Source organism: Curtobacterium luteum (assembly GCF_014646995.1).
In the GTDB taxonomy this organism is placed as follows: Bacteria; Actinomycetota; Actinomycetes; order Actinomycetales; family Microbacteriaceae; genus Curtobacterium; species Curtobacterium luteum.
Window position 1 is genome coordinate 35,087 of record NZ_BMOI01000007.1, and the last position, 16,929, is coordinate 52,015.

Here is a 16,929-nt window from a genome sequence, read left to right on the forward strand (position 1 = left end):
GGAGGGTCCGGTCCGGCGCGTCCGCGTCGGCTCCCTCGACGGGTCGACCGACACCGGTCGTCCGGCCGTCACGCCCGGGCGCCGCCCGGTCATGCCCGGGTGCCGCGTCCGACTCCTGCTGCTCGTCCTGCGGGCGCGCGTCGGCACCCTCGACGGGGACGTCGTCGTTCACGTCGTCCCCACCGTCGGTCACCCTGTCCGCTCGCCACACATCGGACACTGTAGGCGGAACCGGACCCAGCCTCCTGCAATGAACCGGAGGTTTCCGGATTCACCGCCCGAGACACGCGGGCCGGAGGTCACGGTGTGGTACCAACGTGGACATGGCCATCGACGACCGAACCGCTCCGCACGCCCCCGCTCCGTCCCGTCGTCGGGTGGTGGCTCCGGACATCTCGAGGTCGTGGCTCCTCGTCTCCGGCAACCACGCGGACCGGTTCGACCGGGCGCAGCGGTCGCGGGCGGACCAGATCATCCTCGACATCGAGGACGCGGTCGACCCCGCGGCGAAGCCGGGTGCCCGTGCGACCGTGGCCGCCTGGCTCGCGGGCGGCGGCGAGGCCTGGGTGCGCATCAACGACGTCACGACCGACTTCTGGGCCGACGACGTCGAGGAGCTCCGAGGGCTCCCCGGGCTGCAGGGCGTCATGCTCGCGAAGACCGAGTCGCCCGCACAGGTCACCGACACGTGGCACCGGCTCGGCGGGCAGACCCCGGTGATCGCACTCGTCGAGTCGGCACTCGGCATCGAGGAGGCGACGAGCATCGCGAAGGCACAGGGGGCGTTCCGGCTCGCCTTCGGCTCCGGCGACTACCGCCGCGACACCGGCACGAGTGCGGACACCCTCGCGATGGCGTACCCGCGGTCCCGGCTCGTCGTCGCCTCGCGCGTCGGGGACCTCCCAGGCCCGATCGACGGCCCGACCGTCGGGTCGGCACACGCCATCCTCCGCGAGCAGTCGCAGATCGCGGTGTCGCTCGGCCTGACGGGCAAGCTCAGCCTCGACACCGAGCAGCTCCCCGTCATCAACGAGGTCATCTCCCCCACCCCGACGGACGTCGCGTGGGCACAGGACTTCCTCGACGACTTCGAGGCCCGCGGCCGCGTCATCCGCGACGGTTCGGACCTGCCGCGCCTCGGCCGGGCGCAGAAGATCCAGAAGCTCGCCCAGGCGTTCGGCGTCGAGGCGCGGTAGGACTGGTGCCATGACCTGGTCGAACGTGCCCGGAGGGCCGCCGGCGCCCACTCCCGGCGAGCAGCAGCGCGCCGCGACGTGGGAGCGTGGCGGGACGACCCTGTTCCCCGCGGGACGCATCGCCGACCGGGTGTCGACGGTGCTCCTGCTCGCGTTCGGCGCCCTGATGACCGTCGTCGCGGCGGTCGTCGGCGTGATCGCGGTGGTCTCGGCGACGGTGTCCTGCGACGCCGCGTCCGGCTGCACCCCGGGCGGCTACGTCGGGGGCGTGGCGATCGCGGTCGGCGGGTCCTTCGTCGTCGGCGTCCTGACGGTCGTGCTCGCGGTCCGTGCCTGGCTCCGACGACGGTCCTCCTGGTGGATCGCCGCGATCGGGTTCGTCCTCGCGGTCGCCTGCCTCACCTGGGGCGGGGTCGTGTTCACGCAGGCCGCCGACGCGACGACCGGGTCCTCGTCCGTCGGGACCGCCTGACGGGCCGCAGCCGGCGCACCGGGACGGCACCGCGCCTCCCGGCCGGGTGTCCGTCGCCGGGCGTAGCGTCCGCACCATGGTGACCACACGGCGGACCACCGCGGCGGTGGTGGGCGGCGGCCCCGCGGGCGTCGTCCTCGGGCTGCTGCTCGCTCGCGCCGGCCTCGACGTCGAGGTCGTCGAACGCCACGACGACTTCAACCGTGACTTCCGGGGCGACACCGTCCACGCTTCCACCATCCGGCTGCTCGACGAACTCGGGCTCGGCGACGCGTTCCGGGCGCTGCCGCAGTCCCGCCTCGACGACTTCTCGCTGCCGATGCCCGACGGCTCCCGGCTCCTGCTCGGCGACTTCTCCCGGCTGACCCCGCCGTACGACCACGTCGCGATGGTGCCGCAGTGGGACCTCCTCGACATGCTCGTCACCGCGGCCCGGGCGGAGCCGTCGTTCGCGATCACGATGGGTGCGGCCGCGACCGGGCTGATCGTGGAGAACGGCGTGGTGACCGGGGTGCACCTCGCTCCACGGCACGACGACGGCAGCGACCCCGGCGAGCGCACCGAACTGCGGGCCGACGTGGTGGTCGCCTGCGACGGACGGGGCTCGACGCTCCGGGCCGCTGCCGGACTCCGTCCCGTCGCGACCCCGGTGCCGTTCGACACGTGGTGGTTCCGGCTGCCGCGGCACGAGGGCGACACGGCGAGCGCGCTCGTCCCCGCCTTCACCGGGCACGACGTGCTGCTGAGCTTCCCGCGGCCGGACTACCACCAGGTCGCCTACTTCGCGACGAAGGGTTCGGACGCGCGGCTCCGGGCCGAGGGCGTGGAGGCGTTCCGTGTCCGCGTCGCACGACTCCGGCCGGACTTCGCGGACCGGGTGGGCGCCATCAGCTCGATGGACGACGTGCACGTGCTCGACGTCCGGATGGACCGGCTGCGGCGGTGGTGGCGACCGGGCCTGCTCTGCATCGGGGACGCCGCGCACGCGATGTCCCCGGCGGGCGGGGTCGGCATCAACCTCGCCGTCCAGGACGCCGTCGCGACCGCGGCCGTGCTCGCGCCGGCGCTGCGGGCAGGTCGGCGTGGTGCCGCACTCGACCACGACCTCGCTCGGGTGCAGCGCCGCCGCACGCCGCCCGCGGTGGTCGTCCAGGCAGCGCAGGCGGTGCTGCACCGGGTCGTGTTCGAGCGGGCGTTCGCCGGGCGGTTGCAGGACGGGCCGCCGTTGCTGCCGGTGCTGCTCGCGCGGTACGTGCCCCCGGTGCGCGGGCTGTACGCGCGCGGGATCGCGTTCGGGCCGTTGCCGGAGCACGCGCCGGGGTGGGCGCGGCGCTGATCGCGGTGGCTGCTCCGGCGGCGGTGCCGCTGCGGTGCGCCGGCGGCCGTGCTCCGGCGGCCGTGCCGCTATGACACGACGTCGCCGCTGTCGTGCGACAACGAGGACGTCGTCCTGCACCGACGCCTCGGCGGCTCAGTCGTAGCCGAGCACCACGATCGCCGAGGTGCTGGTCGTCGGAGCCGGTTCGGCGCGGGCCGCCGCTCGGTCGGCGCGACGTCCCGGAGCACCGCCGCGCCCGACGCCCCGCTGCTCGGCGGCCCCGGATCCTGACCCGCCCCCGAGGTTGGACCCGTGCTGGGCAGTCCGGGCGGTCACGACGCGCTCGTCAGGTCGTAGAGGGTGACGCCGTCCACCGACCGGGACGCGAAGTGGGCGGTGACCCACGCCGTGATCTGCTCGGCGCTCGTCCCCGAGCTGCTGGTGCCCCCGCCGGTGGACCCCGCGATGAACCAGTGCACCTTGCCCGCGGCGACGAGGGCCTTGAACGCGGCGAGCGTCGGAGCCGGGTCGGTGCCGTTGTACCCGCCGATGGCCATCACCGGGTCGCGGCTGGCCAACTGGTAGCTCGCCGCGCTGTTCGACCCGACCGTCGCGGCCACCCAGGTGTACTCGCCGGAGTCGGCGGTCAGCAGGGACACGACCTCGTCCGACACCGCGGTGGAACCACCGAGGAGGGAAGGGCCGCCTCCACCGGGCGCTGCGGCCTGACCGCCGGCCGTGGCTCCCGGCGCGCCGGCCTGTCCGCCGGTCGTGGTGGCACTGCCGTTCGAGGCGTTCCCCGGCCCGGCCGCGTTGCCCTGTCCACCCCCCTGGTTGCCCGGGCCGCCCGCCTGGCCGCCCGTGCCGCCCGCCTGCCCTCTGGGGCCGCCGCCACCGGGGCCGGTCCGGGTGGTCTGGGGACCAGCCGACGGCAGTGCCCCGGTGTGCGCGACCGTCGTCGTCTGCACCGAGAAGGCCGTCGGTCCGAGGAGCGCGGCCACGAGGACCACCGCGACCGTCGCCCCGGAGCGGAGCCTGCCCCGCGGCGGCAGGAGCACGAGGACCGTCCCGACGGCCGTCGCGGCGAGGACGACCCAGCGGATCCACGGCTGCCAGGACGACACGTCCGCGAGCAGCTCGAACGCCCACGCCCCGGTGCCCGCCACGACGACCGCGGCCACGATGCGCCAGGCCAACGCTCCGCTGCGGGCCCGGAGGAGCCCTGCGCCGATGCCGACCAGGCCGGCGATGTACGGAGCGAGCGCGACCGTGTAGTACGGATGGAAGATCCCGCCCATGAAGCTGAACACGAGGCCCGTGACGAGGAGCGACCCCCCGAGCACCAGGACCGTCGCCAGACGTGGGTCGGTGCGTCGGCGCAGGCCCACGAGGACGAGCGAGACGACGAGCAGCACCAGCGCCGTCGGCAGGAGCCAGGTGATCTGCGAGGCGAACTCGGAGCCGAACAACCGGGTCAGCCCGGTCGACCCCCAGGAACCCGCTCCCGTCGTGGTGCCACCACCCGGGACGACGCTGCCGGTCTCGTCGCCCGTGACCCGACCGAGCCCGTTGTAGCCGAACGTGAGCTCGAGGAAGCTGTTCGTCTGGGACCCGCCCACGTACGGTCGCGCCCATGCCGGGACGAGCTCGACGATGGCGACCCACCACCCCGCCGACACGACGACCGCGACGGCTGCCGCCACCAGGTGACCGAGGCGGCGGGCGAACGGACGGGGCGACGCGACGAGGTACACCCCGACCAGCGGGGGCAGGACGAGGAACGCCTGGAGCTGCTTCGTCAGGAAGCCGAACCCGATGAGCACCCCGGCCCAGACCACCCACCGCATCCGGCCGGACTCGACCCCGCGGAGCGTCAGCGCGATCGCCCCGACGGTGAGCAGCACGAGGAGCGCGTCCGGGTTGTCGTAGCGGAACATCAGGGTCGCGACCGGTGTGGTCGCGAGCACCGCCCCGGCGACGAGGGCGGACCCCGCCGAGAAGCGCCGCCGCACGGTCCGGTACAGGATCGCCACCGACGCCACACCCATCAGGGCCTGCGGCACGAGGATCGCCCAGGAGTTCAGCCCGAACAGGCGCACGGAGATGCCGATCACCCAGAGGAACGCCGGGGGCTTGTCGACGGTGATCGCGTTCGCCGCGTCCGACGACCCGTAGAAGAAGGCCTCCCAGCTCTGGCTCCCGGCCTGCACGGCCGCCGAGTAGAACGCGTTGGCCCATCCGTTCACCCCGAGGTTCACCATGTAGAGCACGCCGGTCAGGAGCAGGAGCCCGAGGAACGCCGGACGCTCCCACGCGGCGGTGGTACTGCGACCCCGGACGAGTCGGACGAGGCCGTCGACGACCAGCCGCCGTCGGCCGCGGGGTGTCCGTGGTCCGGTCGAGGGTCCGGTCGAGGGTCCGGTGAGCACGCTCGGGGACGCGTGCGGCGCTGGAGTGGTCATCCGACCAGCGTGCGGACGGCACATCCAGGGTCCCCCTGTCGTCGCTGTGGCTGCCCTAAGCGATCGGTCACCGCGCCGAGCATGCGCTGGACGCGCAGCCGGAGTCCCGGAGCATGCTGGGCCGATGAAGCAACGAGTCATCGGAGACCAGTCCGTCAGCGCGATCGGCCTCGGCGGCATGCCGATGTCCATCGAGGGCCGACCCGACGAGCGCCAGGCGGTCGCCACGATCCACGCCGCGCTCGAGGCCGGCGTCACCCTCATCGACACCGCCGACGCCTACCACCTCGCCGCGCACGACGAGGTCGGCCACAACGAGTCCCTCATCGCCAAGGCGGTCCGCGAGTTCCACGGCGCGACCGACGACGTCCTCATCGCGACGAAGGGCGGCCACCTGCGCCCCGAGCCCGGTGCCTGGGCGCAGAACGGCAACCCGGAGTACCTCAAGGAGGCGGCGAAGGCATCGGCGAAGCGCCTCGGCGTCGAGGCGATCGGCCTGTACCAGTTCCACCGTCCGGACCCCGCCGTCCCGTACGCGGACTCGGTCGGTGCCCTCGCGGACCTCCTCGACGAGGGCGTGATCCGGATGGCGGGCATCTCGAACGCCGACCCCGACCAGATCAGGACCGCCAACGAGGTCCTCGGCGGCCGACTGGTCTCGGTCCAGAACCAGTACTCGCCGCGCTTCCGGTCGAGCGAGCCGGAGCTCGAACTGTGCGACGAACTCGGCATCGCGTTCCTGCCCTGGAGTCCGCTCGGCGGCATCACGAACGCGGCTGACCTCGGCACCGCCTCCGAGGACTTCGCGACCGTCGCCCGGGACCACGGGGTGAGCCCGCAGGTCGTCGCACTCGCGTGGGAGTTGGCGAAGAGCGACGTGGTGATCCCGATCCCCGGGGCGTCGCGACCGCAGTCGATCCTGGACTCGGTGACCGCCGCGACGGTGAAGCTGCGACCCGAGGAGGTCGCACGGCTCGACGCCGCACAGCCGGCAGCCTGACCGATCCCGATCCGGGCGCGGGGTCGACGATGCTGTGCGTCGTCGGCCCCGCGTCTCACTTCGCGGGGCAGTCCGCCGAGATCGCGGTGAGGGACTGCTGGACCTTCGTTTCTGCGGCCGTGACCGCGTCGGACGTCGTGCTGCCGCTGCTCTCGAGCGCGTCCGCGTAGCCCTTCGCCGCCTTCGTGAACGCCTCGAAGTCGGTCTTGACCTCGGCGTTGCCGACCTTCGGGAGTGCGGCGTCGATCCGGTCGGTGAAGCCGTCGACGACCTCGGCGCGACTCTTCGGGTCAGCCGGTGCCGACGTGGACATCTGCTCGCTGACGAACGACCGCAGTGCGTCCTCGAGTTGGTCGCACGCTTCCTGCTTCGTCTGCGACGGCGCTGCCTGCGCGGTCTTCGTGGCGGCGGTGTCCGTCGCCGCCCCACCGCCCCCGTCCCCCGACCCACCGCCGGAGCAGCCGGCGAGGAGTGTGACGGCGATCACCGCGGTCGTGATGGTCGTGATGTGCTTGCGCATGCTGCGTTTCCCCCTTCGACGTCCGCACGCCCCCGTGGGTGCGGACCGCGTCCGAGCGTACCGGCGCGGTCTGGACGCGAGTGCCGTCGGGCGCGGCGCGGTCAGGACGACCGGAGCGGTGCAGCGGCTGCGAACAGCCCGGCGACGAGGGAGTCGATGGTCCGGTCGGCGCGGACGACGTCGGCCGCACCCGCCGAGTGGGCCGCCCGCCGCCCCTCGGCGCCGAGCAGTGCGCTCCAGTGGGTCGCGCGTGCTTCGAGTCCGACCGAGTGGTGGTAGTCGTGGTACTTGAACGAGGGTGACGAGGGCAGCGCTGCGTGGAGCGAGACGAGCGTGGCCGGGGTCCGAAGGGCGTGAGCGAGGATGACACCGTGCATGCCCGCGCTCACGACGTGTTCGGCGGACCCGATCTCTCGGAGCATCTCGTCGGGAGTGAGGGTCGGAGAGAGGACACGCATCCCGGCGGCACGGAGGGCCCGGATCGCCGCGCGGTCGCTCTGATCGGCGTGCGAGGTGAAGTGCGTGATGAGGACCGTGCCACGGCGACGGTTGTCCGGCAGCCCAGGGCGCAGTGCACGGACGACCAGTCCCGGGTCGCCGAGCGGTGTGCGCTCGTCGAGACCGAGTGCGGCACGGGCGAGCGGCCCACGCACGGCGAGGACGCGCTCCCGGAAGTCGCTCGGCACGTCGGCCGGGAGCTCCGGCGTGTGCAGCCCCGTCCCCCAGATCATCCCCCGGCCCCGGCGGGTGAGGTACGGGATCATCGCACTCCCGACGGCGACGACGTCCTCGCGGCCGAGCGGAGCCCAGCGCACGGGTCGGCCGAGCACCTCCCGCAGGACCACGGCGGACAGCTCGTCGCCGTGGTTCGTGAGGACCGGTCCGCGTGCGAGGGCGAGCCGAGCCCACCCGGAGGCGTGGTCCCGGAGTTCGTGCGCGAGGACGCGGGGATCGCGGCGGGGGGACCACCAGAATGCTCGGACGGAACGGGACACAGGACCTCCTGGAGTCGGACAACATAAACATATCAGATGTCATGTGTTCGGCGCCAGTAGTGGATGTGCGGGGGCGTACCGTCGAGGACATGCGAGCGATCTCCCACGACGACGGCACCCTGACCCTGCGCGACCTCCCCGACCCGGAGCCCGGTGCCGGCGAGGTCCTCGTCGAGGTCGCTGCCGCCGGGGTGAACAACGCCGACCGCCAGCAGGTCGCCGGGAACTACCCGCCGCCGCCCGGCGCTTCCCCGATCCTCGGGCTGGAGGTCTCGGGCACCGTCCGCGCACTCGGGCCCGGCGTCACCGACTGGTCGGTCGGCGACCGCGTCTGCGCTCTGCTGGCCGGGGGCGGCTACGCCTCCCTCGCGGTCGTGCCGGCGACGCAGGTGCTGCCCGTGCCGGAGTCGCTCGACCTCGTCTCCGCGGCTGCGCTGCCCGAAGCCGCCTGCACGGTGTTCTCGAACGTCGGGATGCTGGCCGGACTCCGTCCTGGGCAGACCCTCCTCGTGCACGGCGGGACCGGCGGGATGGGCTCGCATGCCGTCCTGTGGGCCAAGGCCCTCGGCGCGACGGTGATCACGACGAGCGGTGGCGCACGGAAGGTCCAGGCGTCACGGGACCTCGGCGCGGACCTCGCGATCGACCATCGCACCGAGGACTTCGTCGCCGCCGTCCGCGAGTACACCGGCGGTCGCGGCGTCGACGTGGTGCTCGACGTCGTGGGTGCCGACTACCTCGGTCGGAACCTCGAAGCCCTCGCGCCGAACGGGCACGTCGCGGTGATCTCGTCGAGCAGCGGCCGGGTCGGCGAACTCGACCTCGGCGCGATGATGGCGAAGCGCGCGACGATCAGCGCGACGACCCTGCGCGCCCGACCGCTCGACGAGAAGGCCGCGATCGTCGCCGCCGTCCGCGCCGACGTCTGGCCGTTCGTCGAGGACGGTCGCGTCCGTCCGGTCGTGGACTCGGTCCTGCCGCTCGCCGAGGCCGCGGAGGGACACCGCCGGATGGCCGACGGCGAGCTCATCGGCAAGGTGCTACTGACGCCCTGACCGGCAGGTCGCGCTGCGCGCACTCCCGGAACCCGCCCCGGACGCTCCACTCGCCCCCGCCGCACCGGCACGCCGGCACTCTCAGCGCACAACCAAAGTCGTCCCGAACCACGGCGCCCCGCGGTTCGGGACGACTTTGGTTGTGCGGAAGCGAACGGCACCGCCTCGCACGAACGGATCGCGTGCGGTGCGGAAGCGAACGGCACCGCCTCGCACGAACGGATCGCGTGCGGTGCGGACCGTGCCGTCCGGGGTCAGGCGTGCACGCGGGCGAGGAACTCGACGAGCGCCGGGTGCGTCGGACGGTCGAGGACGTCGGCCGGTGCGCCCTGCTCGACGACCTCGCCCCGGTGCAGGAACACGATCCGGTCGGCCACGTTCCGCGCGAAGGACATCTCGTGCGTCGTCATCAGGATCGTCGAGCCCTGTCGCTTCAGCTCGGTGACGAGGTCGAGCACCTCCCCGACGAGCATCGGGTCGAGGGCGCTCGTGACCTCGTCGAGCAGGAGCAGCTCGGGGTCGGAGGCGATGGCCCGGACGATCGCGACGCGCTGCTGCTGGCCACCGGAGAGCCGGTCCGGGTAGGCGCCGGCGAAGTCCGCGAGGCCGATGCGGTCGAGCAGGCGCTTCGCCGTCGCCTCGGCTTCAGCCCGTCCGATGCCGTGCACCCGCCGCGACGCGAGGGTCACGTTGTCGAGCACGCTCATGTGCGGGAAGAGGTTGAACTGCTGGAAGACGACACCGATCCGCGCACGCGTGGCGTCGACGTCGGTCCGCGGGTCGGCGATGTCGGTGCCCTGGAGCAGGACCTCGCCGTCGTCGATCCCCTCGAGGAGGTTCACCGTCTTGAGGAGCGTCGACTTCCCGGAGCCGGACGCCCCGATGACGCAGATGACCTCGTGGCGGTGCACCGTCAGGTCGATGCCGCGGAGGACCTCGTGCTCGCCGAACGACTTGCGCAGGCCGCGCAGCTCCAGGACCGGAGCCGACGTCGGCGGCTTGCGCCGTGCCTCCTGGCCGTCGTCCTGCCTGGAGGCGCGACCCGCGCCCGCCCCGCTGCCACCGTTCCGTGCGACGTCGCTCACACCGTGCCCCCGATCTGCTCGCGCTGCTGCTGCCGGCGCGCGATCGCGTCGGTGACCCGGATCAGCGGCAGGCTGATGACCACGAACAGCAGACCCGCGACGAAGTACGGCGTGAAGTTGTAGCTCTCCGCTTGCGCGATCTGCGCCGACCGGACCGCGTCGACGGCGCCGAGGATCGAGACCAGCCCGACGTCCTTCTGCATCGAGACGAAGTCGTTCATGAGCGCTGGGGTGACCTTGCGGATCGCCTGCGGCAGCACGACGAGACGCAGGGTCTTCGCGTGCGAGAGGCCGAGCGACCGGGCGGCGAGGCGCTGCGAGGGGTGCACCGCCTCCATGCCGGCGCGCAGGACCTCCGCGACGTACGACGAGTACGTCAGCACGATCGCGATCGTGCCCCAGAACTCCGCGGGGAGCCGTGGGAACACCCCGAGTCCGGGGATGCCGTAGCCCACGAGGTACAGCACGATGATGAGCGGGAGCCCGCGGAACAGGTCCGTGTACCCGGTCGCCAGTACCCGGAGCGGGAAGAACACCGGGCTCCGCAGGCCCCGGACGACGGCGAGGAGCGTGCCGAACACCGCGACGCCGATGCTCGCGAAGAACAGGATCCGGACGTTCAGCCACAGTCCGGCGAGGATCGCGGGGAACGACTCGACGGCGGTCTGCGGGTCGAAGAACGACTGCTGGACGGCGGCCCAGCCCGGGGTGTTGACCACACCGAAGTAGAGCAGCGCCACGACGACGAGCGTCGACACGATCGACACGGCGGTCGAGCGGCGTCCGCGCTGCCGGCGGTACCGGCGCCGCTCCAGCTCCACCTGACTCGGCGCACCGGCGACCACGGGGGTGCCGGCGCCTGCGGGGACGGTCACGCGCGCTACTTCAGGACCGGGGTGCCGGTCTCGGACGAGAGCCACTTCGTCTGCAGGCGCTCCAGGGTGCCGTCGTCCTCGAGCTTCCCGAGCGCGGTGTCGACCTTGCTCGTCAGTGCGGAGCCCTTCGGCAGCACGAAGCCGAACTGGTCGCCCGAGCCGTCGGCCGGGAACTGGGCTGAGACCGTGCCGTCGTCGAGCTGCGCGGACGCCATGTAGAACGCGGTCGGCAGGTCGGTGATGATCGCGTCGATCTGGCCGGACTCGAGGGCGAGCACCGCGTCGTCGTTCGAGTTGAACACCTGCGGGGTGACGCCGAGGACGTCCTTGACGCTCTGGATGCTCGTCGACCCCGCCGCGACGCCGATCGCGTCCTGCTTCAGGGCGCTGATCGTGGTGGCGTCGGCGGCCTTCGAGGACTTCGTCGTCACGACGGCCTGGGTCGTCGTGTAGTACGCGGTCGACATGTCGACCGCCTTCTTGCGCTTGACGTCGATCGAGAACTGCTGGATGTTGAGGTCCCAGTCCTTCGGGCCCGGTGCGATCGCACTGTCGAACGTGCTGCGCTTCCAGACGACGTCGGACTTCGCGTAGCCCATCTCCTTCGCGACCGCGTAGGCGACGGCGGCCTCGAACCCCTTGCCGGACTGCGGCTTGTCGTCCTCCACCCACGGCGCGTACGCCGGCTGGCCGGTCGCGATCGTCAGCTTGCCGTCCGTGACGGTGCCGTCGGCGCTGCTGCTGCCGGCCGAGCAGGCGCTCAGGGCGAGCGCGGCGACGGCTGCGGTGGCGACGGCGAGGGTGAGGCGGAGGGATCGGGTCACGGGCGGGCCTTCGCTCGAGGGGTGGGGGCGATCAGATCGTACGCGGAACTGGTACACCACCGCGAGTCAGCGCGACCCGCACCGTCACGGTGGCGGACGGGAGCCGGATGCGAGACGGGTCCGGGCCGGAAGCGATCCGGGTCCGAGCCGGATGCGGCTCGGTGCGAAAGCCGCAATCGATGGACACGAATCGGTCACGACGGCCTCGCCGGCGTGTTCTTCGTGCATGATCGGTCCCGCAGCACGTTGCTCCGGCGGCGGGTGGCGGACAACGGCGTCCGTCACCCGCCCCGGCAATGCTGCCGGCGGGGCCGCGAGGCGCGTCGCTGCCGGCCGGCCGCCGCCGCGAGCCGCCTCAGTCGGCCAGCGAGAAGTCCTCGAACGAGAACCCGGGCGACACGAGGCAGCTCAGCAGCACCTCGCCGTCCTGCGGGAGCGTCCGCTGCCAGACACCACCGCGGACGAACGCCTGCGCGTCGTTCACCCGGTCGCGCCCGGCATCGGGTCCGAGCGTGATCGTCGCGCCGGGCACCGGCTCGTCCCCGTCGCCCCCGAGCTGGAGCTCCACCGCGTCGGGCCCGTGCCACATCCAGATCTCGTCGTTGACCACGCGGTGCCAGGCCGAGGCCTCGCCCGGCGGGAGCAGGAAGTGGATGAGCGTGGCCGCGGGACGGTCACCGGCCGGGGTCGACACCGTCGCCGGCGAGGTCCACGTCCGGACGTACCAGCCGCCCTCGGGGTGCGGTTCCATGCCGAGGGCCACGGCGCGCTTCGGGACGTCGAGCCACTCGACGAGCTCGCCGTCCACGGTGCGTCGGGCGGCCATGCCGGGTCGGGGTGCGGTCTCGGTCATGCGGGTTCCTCCAGGTGGGCGGACGACGGGCGGGACGACGGGTCGGGCGACCGGCCTGACGGATGGTCGGACGACGGGTCGGGCGAGGGACCGGACGAGCGACCGGACGATCGGGAGTCGTGCGACGTGGCCGGCTCGACGACGGCGCCGTCCAGCGCCCGGACCCGACCGCGCACGATCGTGGCGACGGCCCGTCCGGAGCCGTCCTCCACCAGTTCGGCGAGCGCGTCCGGCACCGTGCGCGCGTCGACGTCGAAGACCGCGAGGTCCGCCCGTGAACCGACGGCGAGGTGCCCGGTGCGGTCCGGCCCGACCGCCAGCCCCATCGCGTGGGCGCCGCCGAGGGTCGCCGCCGCGAGGAGCCGCTCGTGCAGGTCGTGGCCGCGGTACCCCTGCGCGCGGGCGATGCGGTGGAGCGCGGTGACGTCGGCCATCAGGTCGAGCGACGGCGACGAGGACAGCGAGTCGGTGCCGATGGCGATCGGGCTGCCCTCGCGGAGGTAGTCGGCGACGGGCGGCGGGTCGAGTCCGATGACCGCGTTCGACCTCGGGCAGAGCGCGACGGCCGCGCCCCGGGCGCGCAGCAGTGCCCGGTCGGCCGCGGTCATGTACACCCCGTGCGCGATGTGGCAGTCCGGCCCGAGCACGCCGAGCCGGTCGACGAACGAGGTCGCGCTCGCGCCGAAGCCCAGGGCCCGCATCGCGCGGAAGGACGGCACGTTCGCGAGGTGCCAGTCCGCTCCGTGCCCCACGCCGACGACGCCGTCGAACCCGGGGACGGGTTCGAGCGCGGTCCGCTCCCCCTCGAACGCGGCCTCGCCGAGGTGCAGGTGCAGGCGGAGTCCGCGCTGCCGCACGATGTCCGGCAGTTCCAGGAGCGGCGCGACCTCGAGCGAGTACGGGGCGTGCGGGGACAACCCCGCGCCGGGCGCCGCCGGGATGCGGGCGAGCTCGCCGAGCACCTGGTTGCGCCCGTGCTCCTGCCAGGCCGCGTTCTCCCAGTCCATCACCTCCCAGTAGGCGATCCCGCCGAGTCCGTGGTCCTCGAGCGCGGTGGCGGCCTCGATGTCCGTCACCACGTCCGCGACGCTCGTGACACCGGCGGCCAGCGATGCCCGTGCCCCCGCCGCGGCTTCGGCGGCCCAGTCGTGCGGCTGGGCGTAGTCGGTGTTGAACGCTGCGGCCCAGTCCTCGAACCCCCCGTACTGACCGCGGCCGACACTGGCCATGCCGGTGTACTGCAGGTGGGTGTGTGCGTTGACGAGGCCGGGCAGGAGCGCGCCGCGCCACCGTCGCTCGGTGAACGGCACACCGTTCGCCGACAGTTGGTCGACGACCCACGTGCGGTCGCCGACGTGGAGGATCCGGCCGTCGCGGACCGCGACGGCGCCGTCCGCGATCGGCGGCGCCGTCATCGGGACGACGACCCGGGCTGCGTGGACGACGACGCCGCTCACGACGGGTCCCCGAAGCGGTGCGTCCGGACGTCGGGCTCGCGGTCCGCCGGCTGCTCGGCGACACGGCCGGGAGGCGCGGCTCGGCTCCCGAACGCGGCGAGCGCCGCGCGGGCGGTCGCGTCGTCCACCGCGGGGTCGATCGGCACGACGCCACGGTCGAGCTCGTCGCCCCGCTCGAGGAGCATCCGCACGGCGCCGAGCTGCGCCGCGAAGGAGAGGTCCATGATCTCCACCGGGTTGCCCTCGGCGGCGGTGACGTTGATGCAGCCGCCGCGGTCGAGCACGACGACGTGGTGCCCGTCCGGGAACGTGAAGTGCTCGACCGCCGCGGCCTCGGCGGTCGGGACGGCTCCGGCGGCGAGGGCGTCGTCGACCGCGACCTCCTGCTCGACGCCGCCCGCGACCGACACGACCGCGCCCGCCGCGGCCGCCCGGAGGACCTCGAGCGAGATCGTGTCCCGCACACCGGTCGCGCTGACCACGAGGTCGGCGTCGCGGACGGCGTCGACCAGCGGTGCGACGGCGTGGCCGGCGAAGACGGCCTGCAGCGAGCGGACCGGGTCGGTCTCGGCGACCACGACCCCGAAGCCGAGCGCGCGGAGGACCATCGCGACCCCCTCGCCGACCGGACCGAACCCGGCGACGACGGCCGTGCCTCCCGGGCGGACCCGGTGCGCGCCGGACGCGAGCCGGTCGACCAGGTCGAGCGTCGCGAACACGGTGGACTGTCCGGTGCCGTACCGGTTGTCGAAGAAGGTCTTGGTGCGGGCGTCGTTCACGGCGACGACCGGGATCCCGAGGGTGCCGCGCTCGGCCATCGCGCGCAGGGGTCGGAGGCCGCTCGTGGTCTCCTCCGCGGCTCCGAGCATCGTCGGGAGGAGGTCCGGGCGCTCCTGGTGCACGAGCCGGATGACGTGCGCGCCGTCGTCGAGGACGATGTGCGGCGCCGTGTCGAGCATCGCCAGCGCGAGCTCCTTCTGCTCCGCGAGGGTCACGCCCGCGCGGGCGAAGACCCGCAGGCCGGCAGCGCGCAGGACATCGGCGACGGCGTCGTCGGTCTCGTCGCCGTGGGCGTAGACGACGACCTCGGCCCCGGCGTCGCGGAGCAGCAGGGCGAGCACCGCGGTCTTCGGCTCGAGCACCATGGCGACCGCGATCCGGCTGCCGCGGAGGAGCCCGCCGGCCCCGAGCTCGCCGGCGACCGAGCGGCACACGGGCATCCAGCGGCGTGCCCAGCGGACGCGGGCCTCGGCGGCGGGATCGGTCTCCGGGTCGCGCCCGGTCGACACCAGGTGCACGTCGTCGGACAGCAGCGGGACCCCGAGCACGCCGGGCCGGACGGGGGCGACCGGCCCGAAGGCGTCCTCATCGACGGCGGGGACGTGGCGGCCGGCGTCGACCACGACGAGCGCGGCACCGCGGGGTCGGTCGGCCTCGCGTTCGATCGCGGGCGTGGTCTCGGCCGGGTCGCCGAGGCACCAGAGGTGGTCGACGGGTTCCTGTTCTCCCGCCGGCCGGGCGCCGAGACCGGTCAGCAGGGCGTGGAGCACGGCGACGTCGGCTGGGTCGCCTCCCACGATGCGGAACCGGCGTGCGGCGACGAGCAGGTTCGTGGCCGCGGCGAAGCGACGGACCGCGGCGGAGGCCCAGGCGGCCCGGGCGGGGTCGGGTCGCTGCGGCATGGGGACATCGTAGAGCGCGGGGGCGACGGGCCGGTGCTGCGTCCGGGTCGGTGCCGGGGGGGGCGGGTCAGTGCGCGTGCGGAGGTGGCGTCCGCTCCCAGGTGGAACTGTCGGTACCGGCGTCGTCCACGCCGACGAGCCATGCGGGTGGCGCGACGCGCTGCGGATCGGCCTTGACGGCAGCGGCGAGCGCCCGGTCGGTCCGCCGGTGCCGCACGAGGACGCTCACGAGCACGGAGACGCCGATCGCGGTCACCACGGCGAGGCCCACGACGTAGAGGGTCGTCGAGAGCGTCGCGACGTCCGCGGGCACGAACTGCCCACGCGCGGCGGAGAAGGGCGTCCCGGTGAACACGAAGGCGAGCAGCGTCGCCAACGTCGAGTTGCTGTCCCAGAGGCCGTGCAGGAGCGACACCCCGACGTAGGCCACGAGCACCGTCCACGACCAGCGCAGCCGCACCCCGCCGCGGGCGGCACCGAACAGGACCGCCCCGAGGATCGCCGTCCAGAGCACGTGCCCGACCGGGGAGAGGATCGCCCGCACCACCTCGGTCTGGAGCAGCGAGACGAGGTCGATGCCCCGCGAGGTGATCGCCGCGTTGAAGGCGTAGCCGGCGGACTCGAACGCCGCGAAGCCCGCACCGACCGTGGCGCCGAGGAGTGCACCCTGCCGTGCCGACTTCGGCCGGACCCGCCAGGCGACGACGACGAGCAGCACGCCCTTGACGAACTCCTCGACGAAGCCGACCGCGATGTACAGCAGCGCGTCCTGCCGCAGGTTCGCCTCGAGCAGCGAGGCGCCGAGCACGCCGAGGATGCCGCCGACGAAGAACGCCGTGACGAGCTGCATCGTGCTGATCGTGCCGGTCACGCGCTCGATCACGAAGAGGACGACGGTGAAGGGGACGAGGAAGCTCCCGAGCAGGATGATCGTCGGGACGAGGTTCGTGTTCTGCGTCACCACGGTCACGACGATCGTGACGACCCAGAGGAGGAACCCGGAGAGCAGCGTCTTCCACCACCACCCGTGACGGTGGTGGGGGTGGACCGCGGCGACGTGGAGGCTCATGCTCCGATGGTGCTCCGCCCGGCCCGGTGCGGCTCGGGAATGTACGGGAGGCGCCCGGCGTCGTAC

16 protein-coding genes are annotated in these 16,929 nt (G+C 73.4%); 5 read left to right on the forward strand and 11 right to left on the reverse strand.

Going from position 1 to position 16,929, the window contains the following annotated elements:
• Positions 1 to 323 precede the first annotated feature (323 nt).
• The 3 genes from IEY20_RS09200 (at position 324) to IEY20_RS09210 (ending at position 3,004) form a co-directional block, all read left to right on the forward strand.
• Positions 324 to 1,196 carry an HpcH/HpaI aldolase/citrate lyase family protein gene (locus IEY20_RS09200; RefSeq protein ID WP_188889081.1) on the forward strand — a complete coding sequence of 291 codons (873 nt, stop codon included), beginning with the start codon at positions 324 to 326 and terminating at the stop codon, positions 1,194 to 1,196.
• A gap of 10 nt (positions 1,197 to 1,206) precedes the next feature.
• Positions 1,207 to 1,668, forward strand: coding sequence for a DUF6264 family protein (locus IEY20_RS09205; protein WP_175327338.1), 462 nt, complete (start codon positions 1,207 to 1,209; stop codon positions 1,666 to 1,668).
• Between the two features lie 76 nt (positions 1,669 to 1,744).
• A complete protein-coding gene (locus IEY20_RS09210; protein ID WP_175327339.1) occupies positions 1,745 to 3,004 on the forward strand; it encodes an FAD-dependent oxidoreductase in 1,260 nt (419 codons plus the stop codon).
• 135 nt (positions 3,005 to 3,139) lie between these two features.
• Here the strand turns inward: IEY20_RS09210 and IEY20_RS09215 are convergent, their stop codons facing one another.
• On the reverse strand, positions 3,140 to 3,322 hold the full coding sequence (locus IEY20_RS09215; protein ID WP_022903501.1) for a hypothetical protein: 183 nt from the start codon (positions 3,320 to 3,322) through the stop codon (positions 3,140 to 3,142).
• On the reverse strand, positions 3,319 to 5,448 hold the full coding sequence (locus IEY20_RS09220; RefSeq protein WP_175327340.1) for a glycosyltransferase family 39 protein: 2,130 nt from the start codon (positions 5,446 to 5,448) through the stop codon (positions 3,319 to 3,321). Before IEY20_RS09220 ends, IEY20_RS09215 begins: the two co-directional genes overlap by 4 nt.
• Before the next feature lie 124 nt (positions 5,449 to 5,572).
• Between IEY20_RS09220 and IEY20_RS09225 the strand changes: the two genes are divergently transcribed.
• The gene (locus IEY20_RS09225) at positions 5,573 to 6,448 is read left to right on the forward strand and encodes an aldo/keto reductase (RefSeq protein WP_175327341.1); all 876 of its coding nucleotides are present in this window, start codon (positions 5,573 to 5,575) and stop codon (positions 6,446 to 6,448) included.
• Between the two features lie 55 nt (positions 6,449 to 6,503).
• Here the strand turns inward: IEY20_RS09225 and IEY20_RS09230 are convergent, their stop codons facing one another.
• Together IEY20_RS09230 and IEY20_RS09235 are read right to left on the reverse strand one after the other, a co-directional pair.
• The gene (locus IEY20_RS09230; RefSeq protein WP_022903498.1) at positions 6,504 to 6,968 is read right to left on the reverse strand and encodes a hypothetical protein; all 465 of its coding nucleotides are present in this window, start codon (positions 6,966 to 6,968) and stop codon (positions 6,504 to 6,506) included.
• A gap of 101 nt (positions 6,969 to 7,069) precedes the next feature.
• Complete coding sequence (locus tag IEY20_RS09235) at positions 7,070 to 7,963, reverse strand: polysaccharide pyruvyl transferase family protein (RefSeq protein ID WP_175327342.1); 894 nt, start codon at positions 7,961 to 7,963, stop codon at positions 7,070 to 7,072.
• 89 nt (positions 7,964 to 8,052) lie between these two features.
• Here IEY20_RS09235 and IEY20_RS09240 point away from each other — a divergent pair, with 89 nt between their 5' ends.
• Positions 8,053 to 9,018 (forward strand): NAD(P)H-quinone oxidoreductase, encoded by a 966-nt coding sequence (locus tag IEY20_RS09240; protein WP_175327343.1) that lies wholly within the window; start codon positions 8,053 to 8,055, stop codon positions 9,016 to 9,018.
• 254 nt (positions 9,019 to 9,272) lie between these two features.
• Here the strand turns inward: IEY20_RS09240 and IEY20_RS09245 are convergent, their stop codons facing one another.
• The 7 genes from IEY20_RS09245 to IEY20_RS09275 form a co-directional block, all read right to left on the reverse strand.
• Complete coding sequence (locus tag IEY20_RS09245; protein ID WP_042726586.1) at positions 9,273 to 9,995, reverse strand: amino acid ABC transporter ATP-binding protein; 723 nt, start codon at positions 9,993 to 9,995, stop codon at positions 9,273 to 9,275.
• A gap of 104 nt (positions 9,996 to 10,099) precedes the next feature.
• On the reverse strand, positions 10,100 to 10,978 hold the full coding sequence (locus IEY20_RS09250; RefSeq protein ID WP_022903494.1) for an amino acid ABC transporter permease: 879 nt from the start codon (positions 10,976 to 10,978) through the stop codon (positions 10,100 to 10,102).
• A 5-nt stretch (positions 10,979 to 10,983) separates the two neighbouring features.
• Entirely contained in the window at positions 10,984 to 11,802 is an 819-nt protein-coding gene (locus IEY20_RS09255) for an ABC transporter substrate-binding protein (protein ID WP_175327344.1), read from the reverse strand.
• 355 nt (positions 11,803 to 12,157) lie between these two features.
• Positions 12,158 to 12,655 carry a cupin domain-containing protein gene (locus tag IEY20_RS09260; RefSeq protein WP_229727974.1) on the reverse strand — a complete coding sequence of 166 codons (498 nt, stop codon included), beginning with the start codon at positions 12,653 to 12,655 and terminating at the stop codon, positions 12,158 to 12,160.
• Positions 12,652 to 14,112 (reverse strand): amidohydrolase family protein, encoded by a 1,461-nt coding sequence (locus tag IEY20_RS09265; protein ID WP_188889088.1) that lies wholly within the window; start codon positions 14,110 to 14,112, stop codon positions 12,652 to 12,654. Before IEY20_RS09265 ends, IEY20_RS09260 begins: the two co-directional genes overlap by 4 nt.
• Positions 14,109 to 15,794 carry an adenosylhomocysteinase gene (locus IEY20_RS09270; RefSeq protein WP_175327345.1) on the reverse strand — a complete coding sequence of 562 codons (1,686 nt, stop codon included), beginning with the start codon at positions 15,792 to 15,794 and terminating at the stop codon, positions 14,109 to 14,111. Before IEY20_RS09270 ends, IEY20_RS09265 begins: the two co-directional genes overlap by 4 nt.
• A 67-nt stretch (positions 15,795 to 15,861) precedes the next feature.
• A complete protein-coding gene (locus tag IEY20_RS09275) occupies positions 15,862 to 16,863 on the reverse strand; it encodes a PrsW family intramembrane metalloprotease (protein ID WP_188889090.1) in 1,002 nt (333 codons plus the stop codon).
• Positions 16,864 to 16,929: the final 66 nt, after the last annotated feature.